Annotated in this window: 13 protein-coding genes and 1 tRNA gene; 9 read left to right on the forward strand and 5 right to left on the reverse strand. The window is 65.9% G+C overall.

Annotation, left to right across the window (positions count from 1 at the left end; all coding sequences use genetic code 11):
- Positions 1-15: 15 nt before the first annotated feature.
- Positions 16-105: transfer RNA gene (locus EWH10_RS07590), tRNA-Ser, on the reverse strand.
- 122 nt (positions 106-227) lie between these two features.
- On the opposite strand from EWH10_RS07590, the gene hspQ reads away from it, so the two are divergent.
- The 3 genes from hspQ to EWH10_RS07605 all read left to right on the forward strand — a co-directional run bounded on the left by hspQ (position 228) and on the right by EWH10_RS07605 (position 3,390).
- The gene (gene hspQ / locus EWH10_RS07595) at positions 228-599 is read left to right on the forward strand and encodes a heat shock protein HspQ (RefSeq protein WP_025549362.1); all 372 of its coding nucleotides are present in this window, start codon (positions 228-230) and stop codon (positions 597-599) included.
- Complete coding sequence (locus tag EWH10_RS07600) at positions 556-1,332, forward strand: GDSL-type esterase/lipase family protein (RefSeq protein WP_044661426.1); 777 nt, start codon at positions 556-558, stop codon at positions 1,330-1,332. Before hspQ ends, EWH10_RS07600 begins: the two co-directional genes overlap by 44 nt.
- 120 nt (positions 1,333-1,452) lie before the next feature.
- The gene (locus EWH10_RS07605; protein ID WP_371873081.1) at positions 1,453-3,390 is read left to right on the forward strand and encodes an OPT family oligopeptide transporter; all 1,938 of its coding nucleotides are present in this window, start codon (positions 1,453-1,455) and stop codon (positions 3,388-3,390) included.
- A gap of 87 nt (positions 3,391-3,477) precedes the next feature.
- Here the strand turns inward: EWH10_RS07605 and EWH10_RS07610 are convergent, their stop codons facing one another.
- Positions 3,478-6,279 (reverse strand): TonB-dependent receptor, encoded by a 2,802-nt coding sequence (locus EWH10_RS07610; RefSeq protein WP_065846233.1) that lies wholly within the window; start codon positions 6,277-6,279, stop codon positions 3,478-3,480.
- 180 nt (positions 6,280-6,459) lie between these two features.
- On the opposite strand from EWH10_RS07610, the gene EWH10_RS07615 reads away from it, so the two are divergent.
- Positions 6,460-7,533 (forward strand): phytase, encoded by a 1,074-nt coding sequence (locus EWH10_RS07615; protein WP_065846232.1) that lies wholly within the window; start codon positions 6,460-6,462, stop codon positions 7,531-7,533.
- Positions 7,534-7,646: 113 nt separating this feature from the next.
- A complete protein-coding gene (locus EWH10_RS07620; protein ID WP_065846231.1) occupies positions 7,647-8,963 on the forward strand; it encodes an acetyl-CoA hydrolase/transferase family protein in 1,317 nt (438 codons plus the stop codon).
- Between the two features lie 69 nt (positions 8,964-9,032).
- Here the strand turns inward: EWH10_RS07620 and EWH10_RS07625 are convergent, their stop codons facing one another.
- The 3 genes from EWH10_RS07625 to queF form a co-directional block, all read right to left on the reverse strand.
- Positions 9,033-11,690 (reverse strand): M1 family metallopeptidase, encoded by a 2,658-nt coding sequence (locus EWH10_RS07625; protein WP_065846283.1) that lies wholly within the window; start codon positions 11,688-11,690, stop codon positions 9,033-9,035.
- Positions 11,691-11,878: 188 nt separating this feature from the next.
- The gene (locus tag EWH10_RS07630) at positions 11,879-12,142 is read right to left on the reverse strand and encodes a GIY-YIG nuclease family protein (RefSeq protein WP_037482640.1); all 264 of its coding nucleotides are present in this window, start codon (positions 12,140-12,142) and stop codon (positions 11,879-11,881) included.
- A 77-nt stretch (positions 12,143-12,219) separates the two neighbouring features.
- Positions 12,220-12,678, reverse strand: a complete 459-nt coding sequence (queF, locus tag EWH10_RS07635) for a preQ(1) synthase (RefSeq protein ID WP_065846230.1) — start codon at positions 12,676-12,678, stop codon at positions 12,220-12,222.
- 101 nt (positions 12,679-12,779) lie between these two features.
- Between queF and EWH10_RS07640 the strand changes: the two genes are divergently transcribed.
- The 4 genes from EWH10_RS07640 to EWH10_RS07655 all read left to right on the forward strand — a co-directional run bounded on the left by EWH10_RS07640 (position 12,780) and on the right by EWH10_RS07655 (position 17,387).
- Complete coding sequence (locus tag EWH10_RS07640) at positions 12,780-13,967, forward strand: hypothetical protein (protein ID WP_130029946.1); 1,188 nt, start codon at positions 12,780-12,782, stop codon at positions 13,965-13,967.
- 95 nt (positions 13,968-14,062) lie between these two features.
- A complete protein-coding gene (locus EWH10_RS07645; RefSeq protein ID WP_065847695.1) occupies positions 14,063-14,911 on the forward strand; it encodes a sulfurtransferase in 849 nt (282 codons plus the stop codon).
- Positions 14,908-16,131 carry a cystathionine beta-lyase gene (gene metC, locus EWH10_RS07650; protein WP_065847705.1) on the forward strand — a complete coding sequence of 408 codons (1,224 nt, stop codon included), beginning with the start codon at positions 14,908-14,910 and terminating at the stop codon, positions 16,129-16,131. Before EWH10_RS07645 ends, metC begins: the two co-directional genes overlap by 4 nt.
- A complete protein-coding gene (locus EWH10_RS07655; protein WP_025549353.1) occupies positions 16,128-17,387 on the forward strand; it encodes a mechanosensitive ion channel family protein in 1,260 nt (419 codons plus the stop codon). The genes metC and EWH10_RS07655 overlap by 4 nt, the downstream gene beginning before the upstream one ends.
- Positions 17,388-17,554: the final 167 nt, after the last annotated feature.

The following is a 17,554-nucleotide window of genomic DNA, read 5'->3' on the forward strand; positions in this document are numbered from 1 at the left end:
GGCTGGATGATTAAGTGGCGGAGAGGGAGGGATTCGAACCCTCGGTACCGTTGCCGGCACGCCGCATTTCGAGTGCGGTGCATTCGACCACTCTGCCACCTCTCCGCAGAAGGTCCGGCGCATGCCGTTCCGGTCGAGCGGCGGCCATTAGCGAATGATTTCACCCTTGCCAAGCAGCGACGAGCATTTTTCTTGTTTCGCACCGCAAGCATCCTAAATTGCGTCATATGAACGATATGATTCAGATTTTCGGACCCGATGTGACCCCCCCGCCGATCGTCCACGCCCGCTTCAGCATCGGGGACGTGGTGCAGCACCGCCTCTTCGGTTTTCGTGGCGTCGTGTTCGACATCGATCCGGTCTTCGCCAATAGCGAGGAATGGTATCAGGCCATTCCCGAGGACATCCGGCCGGACAAGCATCAGCCCTTCTACCATCTGCTCGCTGAAAATGGCGAAAGCAGCTATGTCGCCTATGTCAGCCAGCAGAATCTGGTCGCGGACGACAGTGAGGAACCTGTCGACCATCCCGCCATTTCCGGCATGTTCGGCACCTATGCGAACGGCAAATATCAGCTCCGCCCGCTGCATCGGCACTAGGCGCGGCCTCAAGGCGGGCCGGGCGCTGATCGGCCTTGCCCTGCTGCTGGGGTCCGGCGGCCTGCTGCACGCCGCCACGCAGGCGCCGGCGCTGAAGGTCAATCCCGACCCCAGCTTTCCCTTCTCGCGCGAGATCGAGGCATTCGCCAGGGCCAATGAGGCCGGTCCCCCGATCACCGACGCCACCCTGTTCCTGGGCAGCTCCAGCATCCGCCTGTGGGACATAAGCGGCAGCTTCCCCGACATCGGCACCGTCAACCGGGGCTTCGGCGGCGCGACCACGCCGGATGTGCTGCATTATTACAAGCGCCTGCTGCCCAAGGCGAAGCCGCGCTCCATCCTCGTCTATGTCGGGGAAAACGACCTGGCAGCAGGCGCCACCCCGGCCGAGGTCGCGAACAACGTCCTGACCCTGCTCAGGCAACTCCGATCCGACTATCCCAAGGCGCATATCGCCTATCTGTCCCTGAAGCCCAGCCCGATCCGCTGGACGCTGTGGCCGAAAATGGCCGCGGTGAACATGACGGTCGCGGCACGGGCGCGGGTGAGCCGCTTCGATTATCTGGATGTCGGTCGCGTGCTGCTCGCCCCGGATGGCCTGCCCGATGCGTCGCTGTTCCGACCCGACGGGCTGCATATGAACCCGCGCGGCTACACGCTCTGGACGCGGCTGGTCGACGCCTATCTGGATGCCGCCGCCGCAGCCGACCTGAAGCCCGGCGCCTCCTCCTGACGCCTCTGCGCGCACTTTCCGATTGATCCAAGGCCAAGCAACATTATTACCGGACGCTGATAAAACAGCCGCAGGCAAGGGGACAGACGAGTGACAAGTGATTCGGCCAAGGCGGCCCCCATGGCGGAGCTGACGCTTCGCGGCGTCATATTGGGCGCGCTCATCACCCTGCTGTTCACGGCGGCCAACGTCTATCTGGGCCTGAAGATCGGGCTGACCTTCGCCACCTCCATCCCCGCGGCCGTCATTTCCATGGCCGTGCTGCGGCTGTTCGCGACCGGCACGATCCTTGAAAACAACATAGTGCAGACCATCGCGTCGGCGGCGGGCACCCTGTCGGCCATCATCTTCGTGCTGCCCGGCCTGGTCATCATCGGCTGGTGGCAGGGTTTTCCCTATTGGCTGAGCGCCTTCACCATCGCGCTGGGCGGCATATTGGGCGTCATGTATTCGGTGCCGCTGCGCCGGGCGCTGGTGACGGGGTCCGACCTGCCCTATCCCGAGGGCGTAGCTGCCGCCGAAGTGCTGAAGGTCGGCGCGGGATCGCGCGAGGGGCTGGAGGAGAACAGGCGCGGCCTGGCCGCCATCGTCGCCAGCTCGATCGCCGCCGCAGCCTTCGCCATCCTCGCCAAGACGAAGCTGATCGCGGAGGAGGCCGCGACCTTCTTCAAATTCGGCGCGGGCGCGTCCAGCGTCTCCACCAGCTTTTCCATGGCGCTGATCGGCGTCGGGCATCTGGTCGGCCTGTCGGTCGGCATCGCCATGTTCTTCGGCCTGCTGATCAGCTGGGTCGGGCTTGTCCCCTATCTCACCGCGCCGCTCGCGGCCGGCGCCGATCTGGCCGATCTGGTCGGCACCACCTTTCGGATGAAAGCGCGCTTCATCGGCGCCGGCACCATCGGCATCGCGGCGATCTGGACCCTGCTCAAGATATTGGGACCGATCGTCAGCGGCATCCGGTCAGCCATGGCCGCGGCGAAGGTCCGCAAATCGGGCAATGCCGGCCTGCTCGACCTTACGGAACGCGACCTTCCCATCGGCATCGTCGGCGGCACCATAATCGCTTCGCTGCTGCCGATCGCGGTGCTGCTGTGGATCTTCGCGCAGGGCGGGCCGATCGCGGCCAACCCGATGCCGATCATCGTGCTGACGCTGGCCTATATCCTCGTCGCAGGCATCGTCATCGCCTCGGTCTGCGGCTATATGGCGGGGCTGATCGGCGCGTCGAACAGCCCGATTTCCGGCGTCGGCATTCTGGCGGTGCTGGGCGCCTCGCTGATACTGGCGGCGATCTACGGATCGGGCGGCGATCCGAAACAGGCGCAGGCGCTGATCGCCTATGCGCTGTTCGTGACCGCCATCGTCTTCGGCGTCGCAACCATTTCCAACGACAATCTCCAGGACCTGAAGACCGGCCAGCTTGTCGGCGCGACGCCGTGGAAGCAGCAGATCGCGCTGGTGCTGGGCGTGATCTTCGGCGCGCTGGTGATCCCGCCCGTACTGGACCTGCTCAACAGCGCCTTCGGCTTCGCGGGCGCGCCGGGCGCCAAGGCGACCGCCCTCCCCGCCCCGCAGGCCGCGCTGATCTCCGCCCTGGCGAAGGGCGTGCTGGGCGGCGATCTCGACTGGGGCCTGATCGGCTTCGGCGCAGGCATCGGCGTGCTGGTGGTCGCCATTGACGAACTGCTGGGCAAGGCGGGCAAGCTGCGCCTGCCGCCCCTGGCCGTCGGCATGGGCATTTATCTGCCGATGGCGCTCACCCTGCTGATCCCGGTCGGCGCGGTGATCGGGCATCTCTACAATCGCTGGGCGCTGCGCCAGTCCAACCCCGAATTTGCCGAGCGCATGGGCGTGCTGATGGCGACCGGCTTCATCGTCGGGGAAAGCCTGTTCGGTGTCGCCTTCGCAGGGATCGTCGCGGCGACGGACAGCGACGCGCCCATGGCGCTTGTGGGGGAAAATCCGTGGGCCGTGGTGCTTTCGGTGATTGCCTTCTTCGGCATCATCACAGCGCTATATGCGCGCTTGCGGCGGTGGGCGAGTGCCCCCTTGGGGTGAAGCTTACCCCCGCCCATGGGAACCGGGATGACAGAATAAGGGGGGGCCGCCTCAAGGCAGCCCCCTCTCCCTCAAGCCTCCGCCGGATCAGAAGTTGAACCGGATGCCGCCCGTATAGCGACGGCCGAAGCGTTCCCACTCGATCGTCTGGTTGCTGCTGTCGGGCGCCTGCACGCCGCTGGCACGCAGCAGGCTGCCTGGGTCGGAGAAGCGGCGGCCGGGATGGTTGAGCAGGTTCGAGGCGTCGAAGTAAATCTCGAAATTCTTCGTGATCGCATAGCGCGCCGAGAAATCCAGCTCGTCGTCCGAGTCCCAATAAGTGTCGCCAGCGTCCGCCAGCGTATCGGAAACCGTGTCCAGCCATTTGCTGCGGTTCTGATATTGCAGGCGGATCGACAGGCCGTATTTCTCGTAATATCCGCCGATATTGTAGACGAAGTCCGATGTGCCCGGCAGGCGCACTTTGCGCGCCGGAATGCCCTCGACGGCAGGCTTTTCGACCTTGCTGTCATTGAGGGTAAGATTGGCCGAAATACCGAAGCCGCCCATGAAGGAAGGAAGACCCAGATTCTCCGTCCAGGGTTCGAGCTGGAACTGCGCGGCGGCTTCCATGCCATAGATGCGGCCCGAACCGCCATTGGCGATACGGGTATAGCCATAGTCGGAGCGGTCGATCCCGCCGGAATTGAGGTCGGTCAGGCCATAGGTGCGCCGCTGATTATACAGCACGTCCTCGACATGCTTGTAGAACAGGCCGACCATCAAATAGCCCTGAGGCTTCACATACCATTCGAAATAGGTATCGACGCCATAGGCCCGTTCCGGCTTCACATCGGGGTTGCCGCCCGAAATCACGCGGTCGCTGTCGTTCACGACGAAGTTCGGCCGCATCTGATCGTAATCGGCGCGCGCCGCACCGCTGTTGAAGGAGAAGCGCAGCTTCTTGCTGTCGTCGATATTGTAATTGATGTGCAGGCTGGGGAATGCCAGCGTCTGGCTGGATTCCCGCGTTTCCGGCGTGGAAACCGCCGGTCCGCTGACAGGCGTGACCGTGGCGATCGCAAAGCCATGGTTCTTGACATGCTCGACACGCACGCCGCCCACGACCGAGCCCCAGTCGTAGTGGACAGTGCCCATCAGGAAGCCGGCGAGCACCTCTTCCCGTACCCTGTAGTTGTTTCCGGTGTTGGGTGCGAAGGCATAAGCCGCCTGCGCCGCTTCGGAAGCCGCCCGCATCTTGTCGGTATCGAAATAGCGGAAGGTGTAGCCCATGGGGATCTTGCCCAGGAACTTCTGGTCGATCGAGAACTGATTGTAGTCGGTCGGCAGGACGGTCGCGGCCTGCGCCGCATTCAGCGTGATCTGCTGCTCGTCGGCGGTCTTGGTGCGGCGGTCATACTGGAACCCCGCCTTCAATGTCGCATGCTCCAGCTCGCGCGCCACAACCAGGCGGCCGGTATAGGCCTTGGTCGTGTCCACCGCGTCGAGGACGGTGAAGCCTGAAAGCGGCTTGGTGAAATCGTCGACCGCCGTGACCTGCGCGCCCGCCGTGTAGCGCGTCGGGCTGGCGAGTTGCAGCGTGCGATAGAGCGTCAGGCGCGAAAGATTGGGATCGCTGAAGTCATAGGCCACGGTCGGCCGCAGCGTGCGCGTGCTGGGGCTGTCCCAGGTCGCTTCGCCGACGATCGATCGGTCGTCCTTGGATTCGGTGTAGTTGCCGACCCAGCTCAGCTTCCAGCCATCGGCAAATTCATGATCGCCCGCCAGCGTGTTGGTGAAGATCGACTGGCGGAAAGCGCGCAGGGTCGAGCGCTGGCGGATGTCGATGCCATAGATCGTGCCCTTCTGCGGCGTGTTGCCGATGCAGACATCCGCATAGCCGGTGGTGGTCGGCGTGGTGTTCACCGCGGTCGGGCAGGCGGCCGAGCCGTTCGACAGGTCCGACTGGCGGTCGTCCAGGTCGAAGCGGTAATTGTCCCGCGCTTCATCGTCGGTGAAGATGGTATAGACCGACCGCAGCGAAATGCTGTTGGCCTCGTCCGGTTTCCAGTCGACCCGGCCTGAAACCGACCAGTTCTTGCGGGTCAGGCGGTACAGCTTGTTCTCCGCCTCATGCGCCCAGAAGCGGGTGGCGTTGCCGGGGCGCTGGTCCTGCGATACCCGCTCATAGTCGGTCTCGAAATTGTCCGTGACCATGTTGCGCTCATAATAGCTGCCCGACAGCAGCACGCCGATTTCGCCGATGCCCGTCTGGAATCGGTCGGAAACGACCAGCGCGCCTTCATATTCCTTCTTGTCGCCCAGTTCGGCAAAGCCAAGGCCGCCCTTCCCCGCCAGATGGAAGCCGTCATAGTCGAAGGCCGAACGGGTGATGACGTTCACATTGCCCGCGACCGTCTCGCCCGGCATGTCGGGCGTCACCGCCTTGGACACGATGATCTTGCCGGCAATGGCGGACGGGATGGAATCGAAGCGGGCGTCGCGGCCCTCCGGGCTCACCACATTGATGCCGTCGAACGACAGGGTGGTCCAGGTCTTGGGCGCGCCGCGCAGGTTGATGTAGCGGGCCTGACCCTGGTCGCGCTCGACGCTGATGCCCGGCAGGCGGCTGGCGGCCTGGGCGATGTTCTGGTCGGGCAGGCGGCCCACGGAATCGGATGCGGCGACCGTGACCAGCGAGTCCCAGTTCTTCTGGATTTCCAGCGCGGCGGCTTCGGATTCAGCGATCGGGCGCGTGCCGGTGACGACGATCGCTCCCATATCCTCTTCCGCGGCAGGAACCTGCGCCATGGCTTGGGTCGACGCCAGGGCCCAGCCGGCAATGCCGCAGGCCAGAGCCAGACGAACGGACGGCACGCCGGCGCGCCGCCGGATGAAACTATGCTGCATATGATCCCCCTGTTGGAACGGCCTTGTCGAATAGGCTTGGCGGGGCACCTAGATCGGCGGGAATACAATCGCGTGAAATTATGGTGACAGAACAGTGACATGCCGGGCGATATTCCGGCTGGGCCTGTCACATCATCGTCATGAAGCGCGTCCAAGAGGCGCCGCGAACGGGGGAACTTCATGACGAGACCTTTATCCGTCGTCCTTTGCGCGACTCTTCTGCTCGCCGCTTGCGCCGCGCCAGCGCCCGAAAGCCCGCTGGCCCAGCGCATCGCCAACGCCACTCCAGCCGCGACCGTCACCGCGCGCGGGGAAACCGCCCCCGTCGGCACCCCCAATGCCGACGCGGCGGACGATCCGGCGATCTGGCGCAACGCCGCCGATCCAGGGCAAAGCCTGATCGTGGGCACCGACAAGAAGGCGGGGCTCTATGTCTATGGGCTGGACGGCAAGACCCGCGACTTTCTCGACGCGGGCCGGGTCAACAATGTCGACCTGCGGGACGGTGTGGGGATCGCCGGTCAAAGCGGTATATTGGTGGCCGCCAGCGATCGCAACGACCTTGCCCATGCGAAGCTGGCCCTGTTCCGCCTCGATCCCGCCACCGCGAAACTCTCGGCGCTCGGCAAGGTCGATGCCGGGCGGGGCGAAGCCTATGGCGTCTGCCTCTATCGCGCGGCGAGTGCGACCTACGCCTTCGTCGTGCTGAAGGACGGCACGGTGAACCAGGTCGCGCTCGACATGTCCGACGCCACGCCCAGGGGCAGCATCGTCCGGACCTTGAAGCTTGGCTCCCAGGCGGAGGGCTGCGCGGTGGATGACCGCACCGGCATGGCCTATGTGGCGGAGGAGGATGTCGGCCTCTGGCGCTTCGATGCCCGCGCCGGCGGGTCCGCGACGCCCGCCAGGATCGCCGCGGCGGACGGCAGGAACCTCGTCATGGATGCCGAAGGCGTCGCCATCGCGCCGATGGGCGAGAAGGACGGCTATGTCCTCGTCTCCAGCCAGGGGGACAATGCCTATGTCGCCTATCGCCTGAGCGACCACAGCTATGCCGGCCGCTTCCGCGTGGTCGACGGCGCCATAGGCGGGTCGGAGGAAACCGACGGCATCGACCTGATGCTGGGCGATTTCGGGCCGGACTATCCCGGCGGGCTGTTCGTGGCGCAGGACGGCCACAATGCAACCGCGGCCCAGAATTTCAAGCTGGTCGCATGGGACGACATCGTCCGGGCGCTCGGCCTCGCCCGCTGAAAGCTTCCCCGGCTTGCGCAGGGGGCGTGCAAGCAAGACGCCCCCCTACTTTCGTCGCCATTGCACTCCCGCGCCAACGGCGCGACAATCCCCCGAAAGCCGGGGAGAGAAGGATGCCCATCACAGAAAAATATCGCGCCAGGACCATGTCGGCGGCTGAGGCGGCCGCACTGGCCCCGGACGGCGCGAAGATGGTCGTCGGTCTCGGCGTCAGCTACCCGCCCGCGCTGATGGATGCGCTGGCCGTCCGCGTCCGCTCGGGCGATCTCACCGGCGGCACGCTTTACTGCATGCTCGCCTGCGCCGCGGCCAGCGAGTCCATCCTCGCGCCCGACCTTCACGACCGCATCCGCCATGTCAGCCTGTTCCACGGTGGCGTCGAACGGGGGAACGACGCCCTGCGCGCCGGCAGCGCGCAAGGCCTGGTCGAAACCCTTCCTGTGCAATTCCACCAGATACCGCGCATCCTGACCGAGCATCTGCGCGTCGATACGCTGTTCGTCACCGTTTCGCCCATGGATGCCGACGGCTGCTTCAGCCTGGGCACCAACACCGATTACGCACTGATGGTCGCGCGCAGCGGCGCGCGGCTGATCGTGGAGGTCAATCCCGCCATGCCCTATGTCCATGGCGACTGCAAAATTCCGCTCTCGGCGGTCACGGCCATCGTGGAAAACCATGTCCCCCTGGCGCAGATCCCGCCCCTTCCGCGCACGCCCAATGACGATGCCATCGGCGCGATCATCGCCGGCATGGTGGAGGACGGCGCCTGCCTGCAAATGGGCATCGGCGCCGTGCCGGACGCGGTCTGCGCCGCGTTGATGGATCATCGGAACCTCGGCATCCATACCGAACTGCTCACGCCCGGCCTCGTCGGCCTGATCAAGGCCGGCGTGGTCGACAACAGCGGCAAGAAAATCCATCCCGGCCGCTCGGTCTTCACCTTCGCCATGGGCGACCAGGGCCTTTACGACTTCCTGCACGACAATCCGGCGCTGGAGGCGCATCCGGTCGAGCATGTGAACGCGCCGCACATCATCGCGCAGAACGACAGGGTGATTTCAGTCAACGCCACGATTCAGGTGGACCTCAGCGGCGCCTGCAACTCCGAATATATGAACGGCCGCCAATATAGCGGCACCGGCGGCCAGCTCGATTTCGTGCGCGGCGCCTATGCGTCGAAGGGCGGCCGGTCGATCATCGCCTGCCACTCGACAGCGGCGAAGGGGACGGTCTCGCGGATCGTGCCCTGGCTCGACGGCCCCGTCACGACGCCGCGCACCGACACCCACATCGTCGTCACCGAACATGGCTGGGTCGACCTGAAGGGCAAGACGCTGTCGGAACGCGCCCGCGCGCTGATCGGGATCGCCCATCCCGATTTCCGGGAGGAACTGGAACGCGGCGCGTTCGAGCGGCGGTTGCTGTAAGAAATTCCTCCCCATCGAAAGATGGAGAGGACCAAAAAAAGGCGGTGGATCGCTCCACCGCCCCCCATCTCACTTCCTGGCGAACCAGGCGAGCAGCGCAGGCTTCAGCCGCGCCCGCGTCTCGATCCGCGTCTTGATCGCGGCGATGGAGCGATCCACCACCTTGCGCGATTCCGGCGTCAGATATTGGGTCGCATAGGCGTCCAGCTTCGTCACCATCGCCGGATCGGCGGAGTTGCCGCCCAGCCGCGCAATCGCCTGGCTCCGCGCCGACACGTCGATCATCGCCTCATATTGCTGGCGGTGCGCCAGCACATAATCGACGGCAAGCATCGAATGCTCCCCGCCCACGGCGGAGATGATCGCCGCGCTGGTCGTCTTGCCCGGCTCGTCCGTCATGGCGAGGTCCAGCGCCTTCTTCGCCAGCGCCTCATCCTTGGCGACGCCCAGCAGCGCGAAGACCGTGCTCTTTTCGAGGTCCGTCTTCGCCCCATTGGCCATGGCGCGCAGCCTGTCCCAGGTCGCGGCGTCGGCATTCTCGGCAATGATCCGCAGCCAGACATTGCGCAACGGCCCGTCCAGCGCCGCCGGATTGCCGGCCAGCGCGGCGAAGCGCCTGTTCGCCTCCGCCACCACGGCCTTGTCGCCCATGCCGCCCAGCGTCGACACCAGCGCCGACCGCAGGACCGGCACCTGCGGATTCTCGCCCGGCCTGGCGTCGAAACCGACGGTCGCCAGCACAGGGCTCAGCTTCTTCGAGGCATAGGCGGCCACCCGCGCCTGCGCGGCCTTGTCGCTCTCCAGCATCATATGGGCGCTGTCGAGATAGTCCGGCACCTCCGCCAGCACGGCGGGGCTGGCCGTCGGGGGCACGGCGTCGATCAGGTCGAGGGCAAGCCCCATGGGCTGATAGCCGCCCAGGCCAAGCTGGAAATTGTCCGCCAGCAGGCCGATCTGGTCCATGGAGGCGAGCTTGGTGAAGTCCTTCGCAAGGGCCTTCACATTCGCCTCTGGATAGAGCGAGCGATAATAGCCCGTCTGCCCCGCATTGATGATATAGGCGCCGCAGCCCGGCAGCGTGACCTGCGCCGAGCCATTGAGGATCAGCCGCTGCTGCGCCCCGCCGCCCGCTTGACCGATAGCCTGGGCCATCACCGGCACATTCCATTTGAGCGGCACCTTGTCCTTGCGGTCGCGGCTGAACTCGCCCTGCGAAAGCGACAGGATGGTTGAACCGCCCTGGCACTGGGCGCTGTCCACCTTCACCAGCGGAATGCCCGGCTGGCTGGTGAAATCATGCGCGATGCCCACCACGCCCTTGGCGCCCGCGCCTTCGACCGCCTTCCACAAATCGTCGGTCACGGTGTTCCCATAGGCATGCTGCTTCATATAGGCGCGGATGCCCGATCGCCACGCATCCTCCCCGGCAAAGCCCTCCAGCATGGTGATGACCGCCTCACCCTTTTCATAGGTGATGTCGTCGAACGCCTGGTTCACTTCATCGACGGTGTGGATCTTCTGGAGGATCGGGTGGGTCGTGGCCAGCGAATCGAGGCTCATCGCCCGCTCGCGGCCATTGACGCGTGAAAGCAGCATTTCCCATTCGGGGTTCAGCTTGTCCGTGACCTTGGTCGCCATCCAGCTTGCGAAACCCTCGTTCAGCCAGAGGTCGTCCCACCAGGCCATGGTGACGAGATCGCCGAACCACTGGTGCGCCATTTCATGCGCGACGATGGAATAGATGGTCCGCCGCGTGCTTTCCGACGTGAAGCGCGGATCGACCAGCAGCGCGCGTTCGAAGGTGAAGATCGCGCCCCAATTCTCCATGGCGGAGAAGAACTGGCTCTGTCCCGGCCCGGCGACATTGTCCAGCTTGGGCAGCGGGAAGGGCACGCCGAAATAGTCGTTATAATAAGGCAGGATCGCCGCCGAAGCGTCGAGCGCGAGTTGCGCCTTCCCCGTATTCCCCTTGCCGGTGATCACGCCGACCTCGGTCGCGCCCGCCTGTTTGGTGGCGCGCTCCAGTTCGCCCAGACCGAAGAACAGCAGATAGGAGGACATTTTGGGGCTGGTGCCGAAAGTCACCAGCTTCTTCCCCGATCCGGCGTCGCTGCTGCCCTTGACCGGCATGTTGCTGACCGCAAGCTGGTCGGCGGGGATGACGGCGGAAAGGTCGAAGGTCGCCTTGTAGCTCGGCTCGTCGAAGCTCGGCACGAAACGGCGGGCGTCGGGCGCCTCGAACTGGGTGAAGAGGGCGCGCTTCGCCTGACCCGCATTGTCGGTATAATCGAGCGCGAACAGGCCATTCGCCTGCGTGTTGATGATCCCCGCATAGTCGATGGCGAGCGTGTAGCTGCCCGGCTGGACCGGCTTGCCGAAGTCGAAGGTGACGGTCTGCGCGGCGGCGTCGATCTTCGCGGTTCCCTTTACCGCCTTGCTCTTTGCGGGAGTCAGGGTGACGCTGCTCACCGTCAGGTCGGCGGCGTTCAGCACCAGCGCAGGCATCGCCTGCGTCACGGTGACGTCGATGGTCGTCTTGCCCGTGAACTTCAGATTGGCCGCATCGGGGGTGACGGTGATGGCATAATGGCTTGGCGCGGCGCCACGGGGCAATTGGGTGGTCACGCCCGCGGCGGGTCCGGCAGGCGCCGTCTGCGCCAGCGCCGGCATCGCCATGGCAAGCGGCGCGGCCGCCAGCATCAGCGGAAGGATCTTCGAAAAGGACATGAGGTTCGCAACTCCGACAGGTTGGAACGGCGCGGCAAAAGGTTCGCGCCAGGATGACAGGGGGATCGCCCCTTTCGCTTCACCGGTCAAGCCGGGCGTCCCACCGATGATGTCGTTGGTCGAATGTTGTTGTTCGTTTGTCAAACAAAGAGCTTCGTCATCCCAGCGAAAGCTGGGATCTCAGGCCGCTACGCGATGAAGTCGGACAAATCCCGCCACTCAGGATTGCTCTGCTCGATCAACTGAAGCTTCCAATCCCGCTTCCAGGCCTTCAGCGCCTTCTCCCGGGCGATGGCGTCATCGACCCGGCCATGCTCCTCGGCCAGCACCAGCCGATGCAGATTATATTTGCGACAGAAATCCGAACCCATGCCGCGACGGTGCTGATCGACGCGAACGGCAAGGTTGGTGGTAATCCCTACATACAACACGCCACGGGGCTTGTTTGTCATGATATAGGTCCAGCTTCGCCTCGCGGTCACGCATTGCCTCCTGAGATGCCAGCTTTCGCTGGCATGACGACAAAGGTTCAACCCCGCCCGCGATAGCCCGGCACATCCTGCGACGGCAGCCATAGCCCCGCCGGCGGCTCGCCCGATTGCCAGAACACATCGATGGGAATGCCCCCGCGCGGATACCAGTATCCGCCGATGCGCAGCCAGATCGGGTTCATCTCCGCGAACAGCCTCTCCCCGATTCCGACCGTGCAATCCTCATGGAAGGCGGCATGGTTACGGAAGGAGCCTAGGAACAGCTTCAGCGACTTCGATTCGACGATGGTCGCGGCGGGCGCATAGTCGATCACCAGATGGGCGAAGTCCGGCTGCCCCGTCACCGGGCAGAGCGAGGTGAATTCCGGCGCGGTGAAGCGCACCAGATAGGGATTTCCCGGCCGGGGATTGGGCACATAGTCGAGCACGGCGTCTTCGGGACGCGCAGGCAGGGCACTGGCCTGGCCCAGATGAAGTGGAGTCGGCATGTCAGTCATGGCAGGCCATCTACGCCATTGCACGGCAGATGTCATCGCCGCGCCTCTCTTGCCTTTCGTTCATGGCGGGTTCACTTGGGCGGATGCCTTGGCTGCCATCCATGGGGTTCCGCTTCTCGCTTCTGTTCGCCGCGCCGCTGCTGCTGGCCACGCCTGCCTTCGCCCAGCAGGAAAATAGCGCCGATCCGGTCTTCAACCTGCCGCGCACCCAGCCGCAGACCCAGACCAATCCCAATGCACAGGGGCCGGAACTGGACGTGTTTCGTGGCGCGCCCACCACGGTGACGCCGCCGCCGGTCGTCGCGCCGACGATCCAGCTTCCGCCCATCGCCGTCCCGGCGCCGGCCCAGCCGCAGCCGCAAAGCCAGCCCACCCGGCCATCCGCCGGGCCGGAGCGCGCCCCGCAAGCTGCACCGCAGAGCCAGACCCCGGCCGAAAAACCCGCCCCAGTGGAGACGCCTCCGCCGCCATCCCCCATCGAAAACCAGAGCCTCCCCGCTGCCGACAACGCCACCGTCCCGAGCCCGACGCCGGCGCCGCTGGGCCCGCCTCAGCAGCCCCCGGCGCCCACATGGCCCTGGATCGCCGCCGCCGCAGCGGTCGCCGCCGTCCTGCTGATCGGGGCCCGCTTCCGGCTGCGCCGCCGCAAGCAGGGCACAGCGGAGGAACCGCCCTACGAAGCCGAAGCCGCGCCGCCGCCCGTGCCGGCTACACCCCCGCCGCAAGCCGGGGCAATACCTGCCCCGCCCGAACCCAAGCCCGCGCCGGACGATGCCGACCGCCCATGGATCGATCTCGCCATGGACGTGCAGGCCGCCCGCCTGACATTGCTGGGCGCGACCATCGCCTACCGGCTGACGCTCCACAATCGCGGCAGCCGCACGGCGGAGGACATCCTGGTCCGCAGCCTGATCGCCAATGCCGATGCGCAGCAACAGGCGCTGTTCCAGCCATTCTTCGCGGGCGAAACCGGCCTACCCGTCCATTCGGTGGTATCCATCGCGCCCGGCGAGACGCAGAAGCTCAGCGGGGAAATGCGCCTGGACGCACAGGCGATCGCCGCCATTCCCATGGGCCAGCGGGCCCTGCTGATCCCGCTGATCGCCTTCGACGCCCGTTATAGCTGGACAGGCGACCGCGAAGGCACGGGACGCAGCGGCAGCGTCTTCATCGTCGGGGAAGAACAATCGCCCCCGGTCGAGCGCCTTTCTCCCTTCCGCCTTGACCTTGGCCCGCGCCAATACCGCACCCCCGGCAGCCGCGCGACCGCGCTCAACCTCTCCAGCTAAGGCCAATCGGCCCTTCCCACCTCCGCCCGCCGCTCCTAGAATGGCTCTGCGCCACCCAAGCAGGTGGCCGAACGAGCGAGGGAGCAAGGGCACGCATGGACATATTGGTATCGACCGACTGGCTTGAGGGAGAATTGGGCAAGCCCGACCTCCGGATCGTCGACGCCAGCCTGTTCCTTCCCGGCGTGCCCCGCGATCCCGGGGCCGAGTTCGAGGCCGTCCATATCCCCGGCGCCGTGTTCCTCGACCTGCCAAGCCTGGCCGACGCGGAAGATCCGCGCCCCGGCATGCTGCCGACCGACGATTTCATGACGGAGCGCTGCCGCCGGCTGGGCATCGACGCGGACAGCCGGATCGTCGTCTATGACAACAGCCCCACCCACAGCGCGGCGCGCGGCTGGTGGATGATGCGCCTCTATGGCGTGGGCAAGGGCGCGGCGATCCTCGACGGCGGCCTGCCCAAATGGCTGGCGGAGGGACGGCCGACGGAAAGCGGCATGCCGCCGCCACGGCCCGGCAATGCCGTTGCGAAACGCGCCGTCGGGCAGGTCCGCACCAAGGAGGATCTTCTCGCCAACCTCGAAAGCCAGGCCGAACAGGTGCTCGACGCACGCGGCGCGGCGCGCTTCACGGGGGAGGAGAAGGAGCCCCGCCCCGGCATGGCGTCGGGCCATATTCCGGGCAGCCGCAACATTCCCTCCTCCGCCTTCTATCATGCCGACAACAGCATGAAGCGGGGCGAGGACCTTCGCCGCCTGTTCCTCGACGCCGGGACCGATTTCGACCGTCCGATCATCACGAGCTGCGGCAGCGGCGTGACGGCGGCGATCCTGCTCGCGGGCCTCGAACTGCTCGGCAAGACCGACGTCACCCTCTATGACGGAAGCTGGTCCGAATGGGGACTGGACCCGGCCACGCCGAAAGCGACCGGCCCCGCCGCATGAGCCAGGATGCCGACAAGCGGCGCGACCGCAAGCCCCTGACCCAGATCGCACAGGCAGGCCGCAAGCCCGAATGGACGGGCATGCCGGGCCAGCCCGGCGGCATCGTCAACCCGCCGGTCTGGCGGGCCTCCACCATTCTCTACGACGATGTCGCGCATCTGCGCAGCGCGGCGGGGCGCAGCACGCATGAACGCCTGTTCTACGGGCGCAAGGGCACGCCGACGGCATGGAGCCTGTCGGACGCCCTCACCGAAATGGAGCCGGGCGCCGAAGGCACCATGCTCTACCCGTCGGGGGTGGCGGCCATCGCCTGCGCGCTGATGGCGGTGCTGAAACCCGGCGACCAGTTCCTGATGGTCGACAGCGCCTATGACCCGACGCGCAATTTCTGCGAACAGATGCTGCGGCCGCTCGGCATAGAGACGGTCTATTACGACCCGGCCGTGGGCGCCGGGATCGCGGACCTCATCACCGACGCCACCCGCGCCATCTTCATGGAAAGCCCCGGCAGCCTGACCTTCGAGGTGCAGGACGTGCCCGCCATCACCGCCATGGCCCGCGACCGGGGCATCGCGACCCTGATCGACAACACATGGGCCACGCCCTGGTTCTTCCCGGCGCTCAGCCATGGCGTCGACATCAGCATCCTCGCCTGCACCAAATATATCGTCGGCCACAGCGACGTGATGATCGGATCGGCGACGGCCACCCCAGCCTTCTTCCCGAAAATCCGCCAGACCGCCTATCTGTTCGGCCAGATGACCAGCCCCGACGACGCCTGGCTCGCCGCGCGGGGCCTGCGCACCCTGGGCGTCCGCCTCAACCAGCACCAGGCCAGCGCCCTGCGCATCGCGCAATGGCTGTCGCAGCAGCCCGATGTCGCCCGCGTCCTCCACCCCGCCCTGTCCTCCTGCCCCGGCCATGCCCTGTGGCAACGCGATTTCACCGGCTCCAGCGGCCTGTTCAGCTTCGTCCTCAAGGGCGGCGATGAAAAGGCCCGCGCCGCCCTGATCGACGGTCTCGCTCATTTCGGCATCGGCTATAGCTGGGGCGGCTTCGAAAGCCTCGCCCTGCCCGTCGATCCGGCGCGCTACCGCACCGCCACCGCCTGGCAGGCGGAGGGGCCGCTCGTCCGGCTCCAGATCGGGCTGGAGGACAGCGACGACCTGATAGCCGATCTCGACGCGGGCCTTGCCCGCTTCCGGGCCATGCGCGGATGACGCCGGGCTTGCCCGATCTCCTGTCCCTGTTGCCGGGCGATCCCGCCATCGTCCATCCCCTGGTCGCGCTGGCGCTGGCCGTCGCCATCCATCTGGTCGCCAGCGCCGTCGCCCGGTTCGCCTCGCCGCGCCTGCGCCACCGCTTCCGCGCCCTGGGGGAGGCGCTGGCGGGGCATCTGCGCCCGATCCTGCGCCACGCCATCGCCGCCCTCGTCATGGCCCTGGCCGTCGCCTTCTGGCCGATCGGGGACTTCGCCCATCTGATCCTGAGCGCCGCGCTCGCCCTGTCCCTTTCGCTGCTGGCCGTGCACATATTGCGCAGCCTCGCCATAGCGCGCCTTGCCGTGCTGCCGATCGCCCTGCTGCTGTTCGTGATGGTCCTTTCCGGCAGCAGCGGCGGCTTCGCCCCGGTGGCGGGCATGCTGGACGGCGTGGGCCTCGACCTCGGCAGGCGGCGCGTCACCCTGCTCGGGCTGGTCAGCATGGCCGCGATCTGCGTCGCGCTGTTCGCCCTGGTCCGCCTGGCCAACCGCATCGTCGGACGCAGCATCAGCCGCGCCCATGGACTGGACGCCACGCAGAAGCTGCTGGCGCAAAAGCTGGCCGCCATCGTCGTGGTCGTCGCCGCCTTCTTCATCGGCGTCGACCTGCTGGGGATAGACCTCACCGCCTTCACCGTCTTCTCCGGCGCGCTGGGGCTGGCCGTGGGTTTCGGCCTGCAGAAGACCTTCGGCAATCTGATCGCCGGGATCATCCTGCTGATGGACCGATCGATCAAGCCCGGCGACGTCATCGTCGTGGGCGACAGCTTCGGCTGGGTGAACAAGATCGGCGTCCGCGCCGTCAGCGTCATCACCCGCGACGGCAAGGAACATCTGATCCCGAACGAAAACCTGATGACGCAGGAGGTGGAGAACTGGTCCTATTCCGACCGCAACGTCCGCGTCCGCATCCCCGTCGGCATCGGTTATGACAGCGACCTGAAGCTGGCGCAGGAACTGATGCTGCGCGCCGCGCAGGAAAGCCCCCGCGTGCTGCGCAATCCCAAGCCCAATGTCTGGCTCACCGCCTTTGGCGAGAACCGGGTCGAACATGACATATTGGTGTGGATCAGCGATCCGGAAAGCGGCGTCGGCAATGTGAAGTCCGACGTGCTCGGCCGGCTCTGGCTGCTGTTCCGCGAACATGGCATCACCATCCCCTATCCGCAGCGCGTCATTCACGCGGCGCGGGATTCAGCGCCCCTTTTCCCCTAGCCGGCCCGTCCCGAATTGCGGCGAAAACCGTGCGCGGCCGCGCCCGGTGCCATAATCATGCCTGATTTTGTTGCAGACCAGCAACATTACAGCAGCAAACTTCATCGAACAGCAATAAAATCTTGTGCGCCGCAGCGGGGAAAGGCATCCCCTCCTTCGTTGAGGCA

Source organism: Sphingobium fuliginis (genome assembly GCF_004152845.1).
Classification (GTDB): Bacteria; Pseudomonadota; Alphaproteobacteria; order Sphingomonadales; family Sphingomonadaceae; genus Sphingobium; species Sphingobium fuliginis.